Source organism: Streptomyces sp. AN091965 (assembly GCF_022698285.1).
Lineage (GTDB): Bacteria > Actinomycetota > Actinomycetes > Streptomycetales > Streptomycetaceae > Streptomyces.
The window spans coordinates 2,985,646-2,999,824 of sequence record NZ_JALDMY010000001.1 but is presented as its reverse complement, the minus strand read 5'-3'; the positions used below and the strand labels follow the sequence as shown (position 1 = coordinate 2,999,824).

Genomic DNA, 14,179 nt, shown 5'->3' with positions numbered 1-14,179 from the left:
TGGTTCGGTAGGGGGGCCGGGCCAGATGTTCCGTGCGTCACACGACGTTGTGGTCTGAACCGCACAGTACGCCACGCACTTCCTGACTCGGAAGTAACCGCAGGTCCCCCGCCGCGCCCGGCCCACTCACCCCGCCCTGTCCCGCCCCGCACCGGGCGGCTTAGGGTGACCGGCATGCCAGGTTTCCGGGTCCATGTGGTCAGTGACGTGCACGGCAACGCCGAGGATCTGGCCCGCGCGGGCGACGGCGCCGACGCCGTGGTCTGCCTGGGCGATCTCGTGCTCTTCCTCGACTACGCGGATCACGCGCGCGGCATCTTCCCCGATCTGTTCGGCAAGGAGAACGCCACCCGCCTGGTCGAGCTGCGCACCGCGCGCCGCTTCGAGGAGGCCCGCGTGTTCGGCGCCTCCCTGTGGGCGGGCATCGACCGGGGCCCCGCCGTGGAGAGCGCCGTCCGCAAGCAGTACGCGGAACTCTTCGCCGCCTTTCCCGCCCCGACGTACGCCACGTACGGCAATGTCGACATCCCGCGTCTCTGGCCTGAATACGCCGGTCCCGGCACCACCGTCCTCGACGGCGAGCGGGTGGAGATCGGCGGCCGCGTCTTCGGCTTCGTCGGCGGCGGCCTGCGCACCCCCATGCGTACGCCGTACGAGATCAGCGACGAGGAGTACGCCGCCAAGATCGAGGCCGTCGGCGAGGTGGACGTGCTCTGCACGCACATTCCGCCGGAGGTCCCCGAGCTCGTCTACGACACCGTGGCCCGCCGCTTCGAGCGCGGCAGCCGCGCCCTGCTCGCCGCCATCCGCAGGACCCGGCCGCGCTACTCCCTCTTCGGCCACGTCCACCAGCCGCTCGTCCGGCGGATGCGGATCGGCTCGACGGAGTGCGTGAACGTCGGGCACTTCGCGAGCGCCGGACGGCCCTGGGCCCTGGAGTGGTGACCAGCGCGCGCGGCGCCCGGGGTAGCCTTCACGCGGCAGACACACCACCCCGTACCGGACCGCATCTGGAGGAGCCACGGCGATGGCGGAACACACCAGCTCGAGCATCACGATCGAGGCGGCACCGGCCGACGTCATGGGCGTGATCGCCGACTTCGCCCGCTATCCGGAATGGACCGGAGAGGTCAAGCAGGCCGAGGTCCTGGCGACGGACGGCGCGGGCCGCGCCGAGCAGGTCCGCCTCGTCATGGACGCGGGCGCGATCAAGGACGACCAGACGCTCGCCTACACCTGGACCGGCGCGCACGAGGTCTCCTGGACCCTCGTCAAGTCCCAGATGCTGCGCTCCCTGGAGGGCTCCTACCTCCTCAAGCCCGTGGGCACCGGCACCGAGGTGACCTACCGGCTCACCGTCGACGTCAAGATCCCCATGCTCGGAATGATCAAGCGCAAGGCGGAGAAGGTCATCATCGACCGCGCCCTGGCGGGCCTGAAGCAGCGGGTGGAGACGGAGTAGTCCCGAGGGCGCGGCGCGCGCCGTCCCGCTGCGGGCAATCGTCCCGCAGGGCGAGTGGGGCATCCCCTGCTCGAACGGAGCCGAGAGCTCGGGGAAGGGCGGGCACAGCCCCAGGTGCCGAGCTACCGGAAACCATGGGCCCAGGACAGGAACGTACGGACGGCATGCGCACCCTCCTCATCACCGGCCCCGGCGGCGCCGGGCGGACCACCCTGGCGGCGGCCACCGCCCTCGCCGCCGCCCGCGCGGGCCACCGCGCCCTGGTGCTCTCCGCCGACCCCCAGGACACCCTCGGCACGGCCCTGGGCACCCCCACGGGCCCCCGCCCCCGGGCCGTCACCGACGGCCTGACGGCGCTGCGGCCCGCCCCGGACGACTCCTTCCGCGACGACCTGCTCGCCCTCCAGGACCACGCGGGCGCCGCCCTCGACCTGCTCGGCGCCGACCGGCTCGACGGCGAGGAGCTGACCCCGCTGCCGGGGGCCGAGGAGCTGGCCCTGCTGCGTGCCCTGCGCGACGCCGCCCAGGGCACGCACGGCCCGTACGACACCCTCGTCGTCGACCTGCCCGCCGCGCCCCGCGCCCTCGCGCTGCTCGCCCTGCCCGAACAGCTACGCCGCTATCTGCGCCGCCTTCTGCCCGCGGAGCGGCAGGCGGCCCGCGCGCTGCGCCCCGTCCTCGGCCGGCTCGCGGGCGTCCCCGTGCCCGCCGCGTCCCTGTACGAGAACGCGGCCCGCTGGGACGCCCGGCTCGCCGCCGCCCGGAGCCTGCTCGACGCCCCGGGCACCAGCGTGCGCCTGGTCGTCGAACCGGGCCCCGCCGCCGTCGACGCCGTGGCCCGCACCGCGCTCGGCCTCGCCCTGCACGGCCTCAGCCTGGACGGCCTCGTCGCCAACCGCGTGCTGCCCGACGGCGGCGACGGCCCCTGGCTCGCCGCGCTCCGCGCCCAGCAGCACAAGGCCCTGGCGGAGTGGGACGCCGCCCACCCCACGCACCGCGTCCCGCACCTCGGCCAGGACCCGCGCGGCCTCGACGACCTGGCCGCCCTCCGCCCCGCGGCCCCGGGCCCCGCGCCCGCGCCCCTCGACTGGCCCGTCACCGACGCGCTCGCCGAGGAGTCCCTGCTGATCTGGACCGTCCCGCTGCCCGGCGCTGTCCGCGACGACCTCGGCCTGGTGCGGCGCGGCGACGAACTCGTGCTGACCGCGGGACCATTCCGCCGGATCGTTTCGCTGCCCTCCGCGCTGCGCCGCTGCACCGTCAGCGGAGCGGGCCTGCGCGACGGCTGCCTGCGCGTCCGCTTCACCCCCGACCCGGACCTGTGGCCCCGGACCCGGTGAACGCCCTACCGCCATTCGGGTAACGTCGAGAGTACGAAATCGTCGGCCCTGCGCAGGAGTCAGCCCGCCATGAGCGATGCCACTGAGCGTGACGCGTACGACGCGTCCGAGCCGGAGCGCCCGCGGGACGCCGCCCCCGAGGGCCCCGAGCCCCGCGAGGACGCCGCCGCGGCCCCGGACGACGACGCCTGGGCGACCGCGTGCGCCGAGGACCTCGCGGCGGAGAAGGCCCGCCGCCGCGCGCGGTACGGCCCGCCGCCCGGCTCCGCGGCCGAAGAGCTGCGCAAGCTCGTCGACGCCGTCTCGGAGAAGCTCTCCGGCCTCCAGGCGCCGCTGCTCGGCGCGGTCGCCCAGGGCGCCGTGCAGGAGACGGTGCAGCAGGTCGTCCGCCAGGCCAAGGCCGCCGTCGAGCCCGTCATCGAGCGCAACCCCGACGTCTTCGACCACCTCGCCGCCGCGGGCTCCGAGCTCCTCGCCGCCTACCGCAGCGCGGTCACGGCCCAGGAGGGCCGCTGGACCCGCGACGAGGCGGGCCGCCCGGCCGCCCCGGACGGATCCGGGCGTCCCGAAGACGGTCCCGGTCCCGGCGAACACATCGATCTGGACTGACCCCCCTCCGGTACGGTGGGCCGTAGCGGGGCTCGATCGAACTGAGGGATACATGGGACTCACCATCGGCGTCGACATCGGCGGCACGAAGATCGCGGCCGGAGTGGTCGACGAGGACGGTCACATCCTGTCGACGTTCAAGGTGCCCACGCCGGGCACCCCCGAGGCCATCGTCGACGCGATCGCCTCCGCCGTGGAGGGTGCGCGCGCCGGGCACGAGATCGTCGGCGTGGGCATCGGCGCCGCCGGATACGTCAACCGCCAGCGGTCCACGGTCTACTTCGCGCCGAACATCGACTGGCGCCAGGAACCGCTCAAGGACAAGGTCGAAGAGCGCGTGGGCCTGCCGGTGGTGGTCGAGAACGACGCCAACGCGGCCGCCTGGGGCGAGTACAGGTTCGGCGGCGGCAAGGGCCACCGCAACGCCATCTGCATCACGCTCGGCACCGGCCTCGGCGGCGGCATCATCATCGGCAACAAGCTGCGCCGCGGCCACTTCGGCGTCGCCGCCGAGTTCGGCCACATCCGCATGGTGCCGGACGGCCTGCTGTGCGGCTGCGGCAGCCAGGGCTGCTGGGAGCAGTACGCCTCCGGCCGTGCCCTCGTGCGGTACGCGAAGCAGCGCGCCAACGCCGCCCCGGAGAACGCCGAGTACCTCCTCTCGCTCGGCGACGGCACCCCCGACGGCATCGAGGGCAAGCACATCTCCATGGCCGCCCGCCAGGGCGACCTGGTCGCCGTGGACTCCTACCGCGAGCTGGCCCGCTGGGTCGGCGCGGGCCTGGCCGACCTGGCCTCCCTCTTCGACCCGTCGGCCTTCATCATCGGCGGCGGCCTCTCGGACGAGGGCGAGCTGGTGCTCGAACCGATCCGCAAGTCCTTCAAGCGCTGGCTCGTCGGCGCGCAGTGGCGCCCCGAGGCCAAGGTCATCGCCGCCCGGCTCGGCAACAAGGCGGGCCTGGTCGGCGCCGCGGACCTCGCCAGGGAGCCCGACCCGGTGATGTGACGCCCTCGCTCCCCGGCCGGCGGAGCCGGGGCCGCTGTCGATCGCGCTGCGCGCTCGTCCTCAAACGCCGGACGAGCCGGATGTCCGCCGGGTGAGCCGGTACCGTCCGGCTCGCCCGGCGTTTCCCGTATCTTGATCGCCATGCCCACGAGCCCGACGCGTACGCTGCCCAACTCCCGCACCGAGCCGGACGGTTCGGCCGTCATCCGGGTGCTCAGCTACAACATCCGTTCGATGCGCGACGACACCGACGCGCTCGCGCGTGTCATCTCCGCGTGCGAGCCCGACCTGGTCCTCGTGCAGGAGGCGCCCCGGTTCTTCCGCTGGCGCAAGAAGCTCGCGCGGCTCGCCCGCGCCTGCGACCTGGTGACGCTCTCCGGCGGCGGCACCGCGGCGGGGCCCGCGCTGCTCTGCTCGCTGCGGGCCACCGTCGAGCGGACCGAGGACGTCCTGCTCCCGCTGACGCCGGGCCAGCACCGGCGCGGCTTCGCGACGGCCGTCGTCCGCTTCGGCGGCGCCCGGCTCGGCGTGCTGAGCTGTCACTTGAGCCTGCGGGACGAGGAGCGGTACGCGCAGGGCGGCATGCTCCTCGACCGGATCGCCGGGATGGGCGCCCCGCACGCGGTGGCGGGCGGCGACCTCAACGACCGCCCCGGCGGCCGTACGTTCCGCAGGCTCGCCGACGGCCTCCAGGACTGCTGGGCCACCGCCCCCTGGGGCGGCGAACAGACCTCGACCCCGGCCGACCCGCACCAGCGCATCGACGCGGTCTTCGCCACGCCGGGCGTCCAAGTCCTCGGCTGCGGCGTGCCGTTGGGCCACCCCGGCGTACGCGACGAGGACCTCAGGGCGGCCACGGACCACCTGCCGGTCCTCGCGGCGCTCCGCGTGTCCGCGCAGCCGGCGGGCTAGGGCCTGTCCGATGGGTCGGACAGGCGCTAGACCACGGCCCCGCGCCCGGGGTCGTCGTCCTCCTCCTCGTCACCGCTCTTCATGCGGGCCACCAGCGTCGCGAAGCCGCCGAGGAAGCCGCCGATGCCGAGCGTCGTGAGCCACCACGTCATCTCCCAGCCGAGCAGCACGGCGAGCAGGAGCAGCAGCGGCCCGCCGAGCACCGCGAGCCAGGCGAACTTGGCGGTGACGTCCGCGTCCGGCAGCGGCGGCGGCTCGGGCGGCACGAAGTGCCCCTCGTCGCTCTCGTCGAAGTCGTCGTCCGAGGCCTCGGCCGCGGCGTAGTCGCGCGGGCCGCCCCCGGCGACGCCGGGAGCGAAGGAGACGGAGCTGCCGAGCGGACGCGCCGCGTCGCCCGCGCCGGACTTGTCGCCGGTGTCCTTGGACAGGTCGGGGCGCGGCTCGTCGTCCGCGGTGCCGTTGGCCTCCGGCTCGAGGAGCGCCAGGTCCTCCACGGACTTGAACGGCTTCGCGCCGGGCGGGTCCGCGGGCTCCTCGCCGTACCCCGCGACGATGGCCCGCCACGCGGCGTCCTCGTCCAGGGGCACCGCGCGCTCCTCGCCGGGGGGCGCGGTCTGCTCCTCGGGCTCGCGGCTCTCGTCGCGGTCCTGCTGCTCAGCCACCGGTGGCCGTCCCTTCCTTGCCTGCGCTGGGGGCGAGCCGGCCGATGAATCCGTAGCTCTCCTCGAAGATCCGGTCCGCATCGTGGTCCAACGTCGCGACGTGGTAGCTCTGTTCCAGCAGGATCTCGGTGACGTCCGTGGACGAGACGCGGCTGAGGACGCGGGCGGAGTCGGCGGGCGGCACCACGTGGTCGTTCGGGCTGTGCAGGAGCAGCAGCGGCTGGGTGACCTGGGGCAGCTCGCCGTCGACGAGGCGGAAGAACTGCCGCATCGAGTGCGCGGCGTGCAGCGGCACCCGGTCGTACCCGATCTCGGCCGAGCCGTCCTTGGCGATGTCGCTGGCGATGCCCTTGGTGGTGGGCAGCAGGAAGCGGGCGACGGGCAGGGCGTGGGCGGCCAGGCCGTGCACCTTGTTCGCCGGGTTGACGAGGACCAGGCCGCGCACCGCGTCGCCGTGCTTGGCGGCGAGCCGCAGCGTCAGGGCGCCGCCCATGGAGAGCCCGAAGACGAACACCTCCGCGCACCGCTCCAGGAGCAGCCGCAGCTCGCGGTCCACCTCCGCGTACCAGTCCTGCCAGCCGGTGACCTGCATGTCCTGCCAACGTGTGCCGTGCCCTGGCAGCAGCGGCAGGGACACGGTCAGACCGCGCTCCGCCAGGTACTCGGCCCAGGGGCGCAGCGACTGGGGGGATCCGGTGAAGCCGTGACACAGCAGGACGCCGACCTCGCCGCCCTCGTGGCGGTACGGCTCGGCTCCGGGGAGGACCGGCACCTTCGGTCTCCTTCGTGAGGTGGGATGCGTGGAGTGTGCGGAACGGGGTGACGCGACGGTCAGAGGCGTGCGAGGGGCAGAGGGGGCGTGCGGCGAGGCTCCGGGGTGGGGCACGTCGTGTTCGGGGAGTACCTCACCGTACGCGACCGGACTGACACCGACCAGGTCCTTCGGGCCCGCCCCGGGCGGGGGACCGGGCGGCGGACCGGGCCCGTCGGCCCCGCTCCGCAGGGAGCCGGAGCCCCGCTCGGGTTATGGTCTGATCCACAGACACAGGAGGCACTCGGTTTGATCTACGGCGCAATGAAGTTTTCCATCGGAGGGCCCCTGAAGCTCGCCTTCAGGCCCTGGGTGGAAGGCCTCGAGAACATTCCCGCCGAGGGCCCCGCCATCCTGGCCAGCAACCATCTGTCGTTCTCGGACTCCTTCTTCCTGCCCGCGGTCCTGGACCGCAAGGTCACCTTCATCGCGAAGGCCGAGTACTTCACCACCCCCGGCATCAAGGGCCGCATGACGGCCGCCTTCTTCAAGGGCGTCGGCCAGCTCCCGGTGGACCGCTCCGGCGCGCGCGGCGCGGGCGAGGCCGCGATCAAGAGCGGCATCGAGGTCCTGGAGCGCGGCGAGCTCTTCGGCATCTACCCGGAGGGCACCCGCTCGCCCGACGGCCGCCTCTACCGCGGCAAGCCCGGCGGCCTCGCGCGCGTGGCCCTCGCCACCGGGGCGCCCGTCATCCCCGTGGCGATGATCGACACGGAGAAGATCCAGCCGCCCGGCAAGGTCGTGCCCAAGCTGATGCGCCCGGGCATCCGCATCGGCGAGCCGCTGGACTTCAGCCGCTACCAGGGCATGGAGGGCGACCGCTTCGTCCTGCGCGCGGTCACCGACGAGGTCATGTACGAAATCATGAAGCTCTCCGGCCAGGAGTACGTGGACGTGTACGCGACCGCCGCGAAGCGTCAGATCCAGGAGGCGGCCAAGGCGGAGAAGGAAGCCGCCAAGGAGCTCGCGCGCGCCCAGAAGGCCGAGGCCCAGAAGGCCGAGGCGGAGAAGGCGGAGGCGGAGAAGGCCGAGGCCGAGAAGCTCGCCGCCGAGAAGGCGCCGAAGGCGGACGCCGAGTAGGTCGGAAGGACCGCTGCGGGAACGGTCCGGCTCCCGGTGGCGTCGGTGCAAGAGGGGCGCGCCGGGCGTCCCGTGGGGTGGGGGGCATGGCCAAGCGCGAGAGAGTCATGAGGATGTCGGTGGAGCAGCCGCTGTGGCGCGCGCTGACCGGGTACCGCGTCCTGACGATGCTGTACGCCATCGGCCTGTTCGTCGCCGCGCACGACGACTTCGCCCGGCCCTGGGTCGCCGTCGCCTACTTCTCGGTGCTCGCCGTCTGGACCCTCGCCACGCTACCGAAGGTCTCGGGCGCCGCGAACTGCACCAAGCGCTTCCTCGCCGCCGATCTCACGATCGCCCTGACCGGCATCCTGCTGACCCGGGCGGCCGACGCCGCCGAGCGGATCAGCGACGGCGGCCCGACCCTGCCCTCCATATGGACCGCGGGCGCCGTCCTCGCCTTCGCGATCAAGGGCGGCTGGCGCTGGGCCGCCCTCGCCTCGCTGCTCGTCGGCGTCGCGAACGTCGTCCAGCGCGGCGCCTTCAGCCGCGACACCGTCCACAACGTGCTGCTCGTCTGCATCGCCTCCATCGCCATCGGCTACGTCGTGGAGGTGGCACGCGCCTCCGAGCGCACCCTCGCCCGCGCCCTGGAGATCGAGGCGGCCACCCGTGAGCGCGAGCGCCTCGCCCGCGACATCCACGACAGCGTCCTCCAGGTCCTCGCCATGGTGCAGCGCCGGGGCACCGCCATCGGCGGCGAGGCGGCCGAGCTCGGCCGGATGGCGGGCGAACAGGAGGTCGCCCTGCGCTCGCTGGTCGCCGGGGGGCTGGTACCGGCCTCACGCGTCTGTGAGGACGCCGCACAGGGTGCCCTCGTCCGCGTCGTCGACGAGCCGGACGACACCGCGGCCGAGGCCGGCACCGAGCCGCGCGACCTGCGCACGCTCCTCATGCCGTACGCCGGGTCGCTGGTGACCCTGTCCGAGCCCGGCGCCCCGGTGCCGCTCGCCGGGCACGCGGCCCGTGAACTCGCGGCGGCCGTCGGCGCCGCCCTGGACAATGTGCGCAGACACGCGGGGACCGACGCCCGCGCCTGGATCCTGGTCGAGGACGAGCCGGACGCCGTCGTCGTCACCGTCCGGGACGACGGACCCGGCATCCCGGAGGGGCGCCTCGCCCAGGCCGAGGGGGAGGGGCGGCTCGGCGTCGCCCAGTCGATCTGCGGTCGGCTGCGGGACATCGGCGGCACGGCCGAGCTGATCTCGGTGCCGGGCCAGGGAACGGAAGTGGAACTACGCGTCCCCAAGGGCGCGCGGGGGAAGGCGGAAACGCGGACATGAGCGAACAGCACAAGGAACCGACGGGGCAGGACGCCGCGGACCCGGTCAAGGTCATGGTCGTCGACGACCACCCGATGTGGCGCGACGCCGTCGCCCGCGACCTCGGCGAGTCCGGCTTCGACGTGGTGGCCACCGCGGGCGACGGCGAGCAGGCGGTGCGCCGCGCCCGGGCCGCCGCGCCCGACGTCCTCGTCCTCGATCTGAACCTGCCGCTGAAGCCCGGCGTCCAGGTGTGCAAGGAACTCGTCGGCGCCAACCCGGCCTTGCGCGTCCTCGTCCTGTCCGCGAGCGGCGAGCACGCCGACGTCCTGGAGGCGGTCAAGTCCGGTGCCACCGGCTATCTGCTGAAGTCCGCGTCCACCGCCGAGCTGATCGACGCGGTGCGCCGCACGGCCGTCGGCGACGCCGTCTTCACCCCCGGCCTCGCGGGCCTGGTCCTCGGCGAGTACCGCCGCCTCGCCTCCGAGCCCGCGTCCGCGACCCCCGACGAGCCGGGCGCCCCGCGGCTGACCGACCGCGAGACGGAGGTCCTGCGCCTGGTCGCCAAGGGCCTGAGCTACAAGCAGATCGCCGAGCGCCTCGTCATCTCCCACCGCACGGTCCAGAACCACGTCCAGAACACCCTCGGCAAGCTCCAGCTGCACAACAGGGTGGAGCTCGTGCGGTACGCGATCGAACGCGGTCTCGACACGGACGACACCGACGGCACCTGACCCCCGGGGGTCACAGGAGTGACGCCCCGGCATGCCCCCTTCGGGTGAACCGGGTCGCCCGCCCGTCGGGCAACTCCCTTGGCGCGCCCGGGATTTCACCGTTCGCCCCATCCCGGAGTGACGCGGATCACCATTAGCGTGGCTCGCGTCAGCGCAACCGCGGCGAAGGGACATTTCCATGCGGGTCGGAGTTCTGACCGGAGGCGGCGACTGCCCCGGGCTCAATGCCGTCATCCGGGGCGTCGTCCGCAAGGGCGTACAGGAGTACGGCTACGACTTCGTCGGCTTCCGCGACGGCTGGCGCGGACCGCTCGAGGGCGACACCGTCCAGCTCGACATCCCGGCCGTCCGCGGCATCCTGCCCCGCGGCGGCACCATCCTCGGCTCCTCGCGCACCAACCCCCTCAAGGCCGAGAACGGCATCCGCCGCATCAAGGAGAACCTCGCCAAGCTGGAGGTCGAGGCGCTCATCGCCATCGGCGGCGAGGACACCCTCGGCGTCGCCGCGCGCCTCACCGACGAGTACGGCGTGCCCGTCGTCGGCGTACCGAAGACCATCGACAACGACCTGTCCGCCACCGACTACACCTTCGGCTTCGACACGGCCGTCGGCATCGCCACGGAGGCCATCGACCGGCTGCACACCACCGCCGAGTCGCACATGCGCGTCCTGGTCGTCGAGGTGATGGGCCGCCACGCGGGCTGGATCGCGCTGCACTCCGGGCTCGCGGGCGGTGCCAACGTCATCCTCATCCCCGAGCGGCGCTTCGACGTCGACCAGGTCTGCGCGTGGGTGACCTCCCGGTTCAAGGCCTCGTACGCGCCGATCGTGGTCGTCGCGGAGGGCGCCATGCCCAAGGACGGCGACGTGGTCCTCAAGGACGAGTCCCTCGACTCCTTCGGGCACGTGCGCCTGTCCGGCGTGGGGGAGTGGCTGGCCAAGGAGATCGAGAAGCGCACCGGCAAGGAGGCCCGGACGACGGTCCTCGGCCACGTGCAGCGCGGCGGCACGCCCAGCGCCTTCGACCGGTGGCTCGCCACGCGCTTCGGACTGCACGCGATCGACGCCGTCCGCGACGGCGACTTCGGCAAGATGGTCGCCCTCCAGGGCACGGACATCGTCCGCGTCCCCATCGCCGAGGCCACGGCCCACCTCAAGACGGTGAACCCCGCCCTCTACAAGGAAGTGGAAGTCTTCTTCGGCTGAGCCCTCTTTCCTGGCTGTGGGCGGCTGGTCCGCCCAGGGGGCGGAACGGGTGGGCACGGCTTGCCCACCACCCCGCACCGTCAACCAGGCCAAAACGTATATTCGCCCCGTACGGGACCTGTACCCCTGAACGGGAGTGAAACCGTGGAGATTCTCGCCTTCGGCGTCCAGGCCGACGAGCGCCCCCTCATCGAGAAGGCCTTCGCCCCGCACCACGACATCCGCTGCCTGGACGTCTTCCTCACGGAGGACACCGCCCCCATCGCCGCCGGCTGCGAGGTCATCTCCACCAGCGTCAACGCGATCCTCGACAACCGCGTGCTCCAGACCCTCGCCGCCGGCGGCACCCAGATGGTCGCCCAGCGCTCGACCGGCTTCAACAACATCGACCTCCAGGTCGCCGAGCGCCTGGGCCTCACCGTCGCCCGCGTCTCCTCCTACTCCCCGTACTCCGTGGCGGAGTTCGCCTGGACCCTGGCGATGGCCGTGAACCGCCGCATCGTCCGCGCCAGCAACCGCACCCGCGACTTCGACTTCCGGCTCGACGGCCTCATGGGCCGGGACCTGCGCGGCCGCACCGCGGGCGTCCTCGGCACCGGCAAGATCGGCGAGGCCTTCACCCGGATCGCGCACGGCTTCGGCATGAACCTGCTCGGCTGGGACGTCGCCGAGAACCCCGCCTGCGTCGGGCTCGGCATGAAGTACGTCGAGAAGGACCAGCTCCTCGCCGAGTCCGACCTCATCAGCCTGCACGTACCGCTGCTGCCCGCGACCCGGCACCTGATCAACGCCGCGGCCCTGCGCGCCATGAAGGACGACGCGATCCTGGTGAACTCCAGCCGCGGCGGCCTCATCGACACCGACGCCCTCGTCGCCGAACTGCGCGCGGGCCGCTTCACCGGCGTCGGCCTCGACGTCTACGAGGCCGAGGCCGGGCTCTTCTTCCTGGACAAGTCCCTGGAGGTGGTCGAGGACGACACCCTGGCCCGGCTCGTCACCTTCCCGAACGTCGTGGTCACCTCGCACCAGGCGTACTACACCGAGGACGCCGTCGGGCAGATCATCGAGGCCACGGTCACCAACGTCCTGGACTACCTGGCGGGCCGCCGCTCCGAGAACGTGCTGGTGCCCGCGGACCCGGCCAGCTGACCGAGCAGCTCGCGCACCACCGCGGCCCCCCGCAGGGACAGCACCGACTCCGGGTGGAACTGCAGCGAGGCGAAGCCGGGGCCGCGGAGCGCGTGCACCTCGCCCGTCGCCGGGTCCCGGCTCACGGCGATGCCGTGCGCGGCCAGCTCCCGCTCGGCCTCGTCGTCGCAGCGCGCCGCGAAGCTGTTGTAGAAGCCCACGGTCTCCGGCCGCCCGAACAGGTCGATCGTCGTCTGCGCGCCCTGGTACGGGACGTCCTTGCGGACGATGTCCAGGCCCAGCTCCGCCGCGATCAGCTCATGGCCCAGGCACACGCCGAGCACCGGGCCGCGCCGCTCCCGGATCAGCTCGGCCGTGAGCCCGCGCAGCAGCCGCATCTTCGGGTCGGCGGCGTCGGACGGGTCGCCGGGGCCGGGCCCGAGGACCACGGGGCCGCCGTGGCCGAGCACCGCGGCGCGCAGCCCCGCCTCGTCGTACCGCCGCACGCTCACGCCGAGGCCCGCCGAGCGCAGGACGTGCGCGAGCATCGCCGTGAACGTGTCCTCGCCGTCCACCACCAGGGCGTGCCCCGAAAGCTCGCGCGCCGCCGCCTGCATCCGCAGCCAGAACGGCGCGAGCCCCGCCCGCCGCGCGTCGAGCGCCGCCCGCACCCGGGGGTCGTCGGCGAGCGCGGGCCGCGCGCCCTCGGCCCGCGGCCGCCCGGGGCGCACCCCGAGCGCCGCGAGGACCCCCGCCGCCTTCGCATGGGTCTCGGCCACCTCACCGGCCGGGTCCGAGCCGCGCACAAGCGTCGCGCCGACCGGCACCCCGAGGCGCCCGGCCGCGTCGATGTCGGCGGTGCGGATCAGGATCGGCGAGTCCAGCGTCTGCGCGCCGCCCGCGTCCCGCCCGACGAGCGCGAGGGCCCCGGCGTAGTAGCCGCGCCCGCCGGTCTCGTGGCGCTCGATCACCCGGCAGGCGTTCTGCACCGGCGAGCCGGTCACCGTCGCGGCGAACATCGTCTCGCGCAGCACCTCCCGCACGTCGAGCGACGAGCGGCCGCGCAGCTCGTACTCCGTGTGCGCCAGATGCGCCATCTCCCTGAGCCGCGGCCCCACCACCACGCCGCCCATGTCGCCGACCGTGCACATCATCTTGAGCTCCTCGTCGACGACCATGGAGAGCTCCTCGGTCTCCTTGGCGTCGTCGAGGAAGCGCAGCAGTCCGTCGGCCGACGGGCCCTCGGCGGGATAGCGGTAGGTCCCGCTGATCGGGTTCATCACGACCGTCCCGCCGGACATCCGCACGTGCACCTCCGGACTCGCCCCGACCAGCGTGCGGTCCCCGGTGCACACGACGAAGGTCCAGTAGGCACCCCGCTCGCCCTCGAGGAGCCTGCGGAACAGCGCGAGGGCGTCCGCACGGCCGAAGCCGGGGATCTCCCCCTCGTACGTACGCCGGATCACGAAGTTGGCGCCCTCGCCGCGCCCGATCTCCTCGCGCAGGACCCGGCCGACGATCTCCGCGTACGCGTCGTCGCTCACGTCGAAGCCGTGGCCCGTGACCCGGACGTCGTGCCCGGGCAGCTGGGACAGGGCCTGCTCCAGCGGGAGTTCGTACGTCTCGTCGGGGGTGAGCACGGCGAGCGGGGTGCCGTCGTCCGTGACGTCGAAGCCGCGCTCCCTGATCTGCCGGAACGGCACGAGCGCGAGCCCCTCCGGGATGTCGGCGAGCCGCTCGTACGTGGTCACGGGGCCGCGAAGCACCTCCACCACGGCGTGGTCACGGCCCGGGGTGCGGCGCCGCAGCAGGGCGAAGGGGCGGTCGTCGGTCAGGAGGTCGGAGAGGTGCATGGGCGGTTCCTTCGCTGGGAGGGAGAGGAACGGCCGGTCCCGGACACCGTCCGGGAAGCACGGAAGGCCGCCCC

14 protein-coding genes are annotated in these 14,179 nt (G+C 73.5%); 11 read left to right on the top strand and 3 right to left on the bottom strand.

Annotation, left to right across the window (positions count from 1 at the left end):
• Positions 1 to 174: 174 nt before the first annotated feature.
• The 6 genes from MQV74_RS12485 to MQV74_RS12460 all read left to right on the top strand — a co-directional run bounded on the left by MQV74_RS12485 (position 175) and on the right by MQV74_RS12460 (position 5,329).
• The gene (locus MQV74_RS12485; protein ID WP_242716988.1) at positions 175 to 945 is read left to right on the top strand and encodes a metallophosphoesterase family protein; all 771 of its coding nucleotides are present in this window, start codon (positions 175 to 177) and stop codon (positions 943 to 945) included.
• Between the two features lie 82 nt (positions 946 to 1,027).
• Positions 1,028 to 1,462, top strand: coding sequence for an SRPBCC family protein (locus MQV74_RS12480; protein ID WP_242716986.1), 435 nt, complete (start codon positions 1,028 to 1,030; stop codon positions 1,460 to 1,462).
• Positions 1,463 to 1,626: 164 nt separating this feature from the next.
• A complete protein-coding gene (locus MQV74_RS12475; protein WP_242716984.1) occupies positions 1,627 to 2,802 on the top strand; it encodes an ArsA family ATPase in 1,176 nt (391 codons plus the stop codon).
• A gap of 69 nt (positions 2,803 to 2,871) precedes the next feature.
• The gene (locus MQV74_RS12470; protein WP_172384076.1) at positions 2,872 to 3,411 is read left to right on the top strand and encodes a DUF5304 domain-containing protein; all 540 of its coding nucleotides are present in this window, start codon (positions 2,872 to 2,874) and stop codon (positions 3,409 to 3,411) included.
• A 52-nt stretch (positions 3,412 to 3,463) separates the two neighbouring features.
• Positions 3,464 to 4,417, top strand: a complete 954-nt coding sequence (locus tag MQV74_RS12465; RefSeq protein ID WP_242716982.1) for an ROK family glucokinase — start codon at positions 3,464 to 3,466, stop codon at positions 4,415 to 4,417.
• 141 nt (positions 4,418 to 4,558) lie between these two features.
• On the top strand, positions 4,559 to 5,329 hold the full coding sequence (locus MQV74_RS12460; protein WP_242716980.1) for an endonuclease/exonuclease/phosphatase family protein: 771 nt from the start codon (positions 4,559 to 4,561) through the stop codon (positions 5,327 to 5,329).
• A gap of 26 nt (positions 5,330 to 5,355) precedes the next feature.
• Here MQV74_RS12460 and MQV74_RS12455 read toward each other — a convergent pair whose 3' ends face one another.
• Both MQV74_RS12455 and MQV74_RS12450 read right to left on the bottom strand, forming a co-directional pair.
• Positions 5,356 to 5,991: a hypothetical protein gene (locus tag MQV74_RS12455; protein ID WP_242716978.1), complete on the bottom strand. Its 636-nt coding sequence runs from the start codon at positions 5,989 to 5,991 to the stop codon at positions 5,356 to 5,358.
• The gene (locus MQV74_RS12450; protein WP_242716977.1) at positions 5,984 to 6,763 is read right to left on the bottom strand and encodes an alpha/beta hydrolase; all 780 of its coding nucleotides are present in this window, start codon (positions 6,761 to 6,763) and stop codon (positions 5,984 to 5,986) included. Before MQV74_RS12450 ends, MQV74_RS12455 begins: the two co-directional genes overlap by 8 nt.
• A gap of 303 nt (positions 6,764 to 7,066) precedes the next feature.
• Between MQV74_RS12450 and MQV74_RS12445 the strand changes: the two genes are divergently transcribed.
• The 5 genes from MQV74_RS12445 to MQV74_RS12425 all read left to right on the top strand — a co-directional run bounded on the left by MQV74_RS12445 (position 7,067) and on the right by MQV74_RS12425 (position 12,273).
• Positions 7,067 to 7,882: a lysophospholipid acyltransferase family protein gene (locus MQV74_RS12445; RefSeq protein WP_242716975.1), complete on the top strand. Its 816-nt coding sequence runs from the start codon at positions 7,067 to 7,069 to the stop codon at positions 7,880 to 7,882.
• An 86-nt stretch (positions 7,883 to 7,968) separates the two neighbouring features.
• Positions 7,969 to 9,204 carry a MacS family sensor histidine kinase gene (gene macS / locus MQV74_RS12440; protein ID WP_242716973.1) on the top strand — a complete coding sequence of 412 codons (1,236 nt, stop codon included), beginning with the start codon at positions 7,969 to 7,971 and terminating at the stop codon, positions 9,202 to 9,204.
• A complete protein-coding gene (locus MQV74_RS12435; RefSeq protein ID WP_242716971.1) occupies positions 9,201 to 9,917 on the top strand; it encodes a response regulator in 717 nt (238 codons plus the stop codon). Before macS ends, MQV74_RS12435 begins: the two co-directional genes overlap by 4 nt.
• A 178-nt stretch (positions 9,918 to 10,095) precedes the next feature.
• Positions 10,096 to 11,124, top strand: coding sequence for a 6-phosphofructokinase (locus tag MQV74_RS12430; RefSeq protein ID WP_172384070.1), 1,029 nt, complete (start codon positions 10,096 to 10,098; stop codon positions 11,122 to 11,124).
• A 144-nt stretch (positions 11,125 to 11,268) separates the two neighbouring features.
• Positions 11,269 to 12,273, top strand: a complete 1,005-nt coding sequence (locus tag MQV74_RS12425) for a 2-hydroxyacid dehydrogenase (protein WP_242716969.1) — start codon at positions 11,269 to 11,271, stop codon at positions 12,271 to 12,273.
• On the opposite strand, the gene MQV74_RS12420 is transcribed toward MQV74_RS12425, so the two are convergent.
• Entirely contained in the window at positions 12,216 to 14,105 is a 1,890-nt protein-coding gene (locus tag MQV74_RS12420) for an anthranilate synthase family protein (protein ID WP_242716967.1), read from the bottom strand. The genes MQV74_RS12425 and MQV74_RS12420 overlap by 58 nt on opposite strands.
• Between the last annotated feature and the right edge of the window lie 74 nt (positions 14,106 to 14,179).

Excerpts from the sequence above, each read along its gene's own strand:
- MQV74_RS12485 (WP_242716988.1), top strand. The coding sequence starts at position 175 with ATGCCAGGTTTCCGGGTCCATGTGGTCAGTGACGTGCACGGCAACGCC.
- MQV74_RS12480 (WP_242716986.1), top strand. The coding sequence starts at position 1,028 with ATGGCGGAACACACCAGCTCGAGCATCACGATCGAGGCGGCACCGGCC.
- MQV74_RS12475 (WP_242716984.1), top strand. The coding sequence starts at position 1,627 with ATGCGCACCCTCCTCATCACCGGCCCCGGCGGCGCCGGGCGGACCACC.
- MQV74_RS12470 (WP_172384076.1), top strand. The coding sequence starts at position 2,872 with ATGAGCGATGCCACTGAGCGTGACGCGTACGACGCGTCCGAGCCGGAG.
- MQV74_RS12465 (WP_242716982.1), top strand. The coding sequence starts at position 3,464 with ATGGGACTCACCATCGGCGTCGACATCGGCGGCACGAAGATCGCGGCC.
- MQV74_RS12460 (WP_242716980.1), top strand. The coding sequence starts at position 4,559 with ATGCCCACGAGCCCGACGCGTACGCTGCCCAACTCCCGCACCGAGCCG.
- MQV74_RS12445 (WP_242716975.1), top strand. The coding sequence starts at position 7,067 with ATGAAGTTTTCCATCGGAGGGCCCCTGAAGCTCGCCTTCAGGCCCTGG.
- macS (WP_242716973.1), top strand. The coding sequence starts at position 7,969 with ATGGCCAAGCGCGAGAGAGTCATGAGGATGTCGGTGGAGCAGCCGCTG.
- MQV74_RS12435 (WP_242716971.1), top strand. The coding sequence starts at position 9,201 with ATGAGCGAACAGCACAAGGAACCGACGGGGCAGGACGCCGCGGACCCG.
- MQV74_RS12430 (WP_172384070.1), top strand. The coding sequence starts at position 10,096 with ATGCGGGTCGGAGTTCTGACCGGAGGCGGCGACTGCCCCGGGCTCAAT.
- MQV74_RS12420 (WP_242716967.1), bottom strand. The coding sequence starts at position 14,105 with ATGCACCTCTCCGACCTCCTGACCGACGACCGCCCCTTCGCCCTGCTG.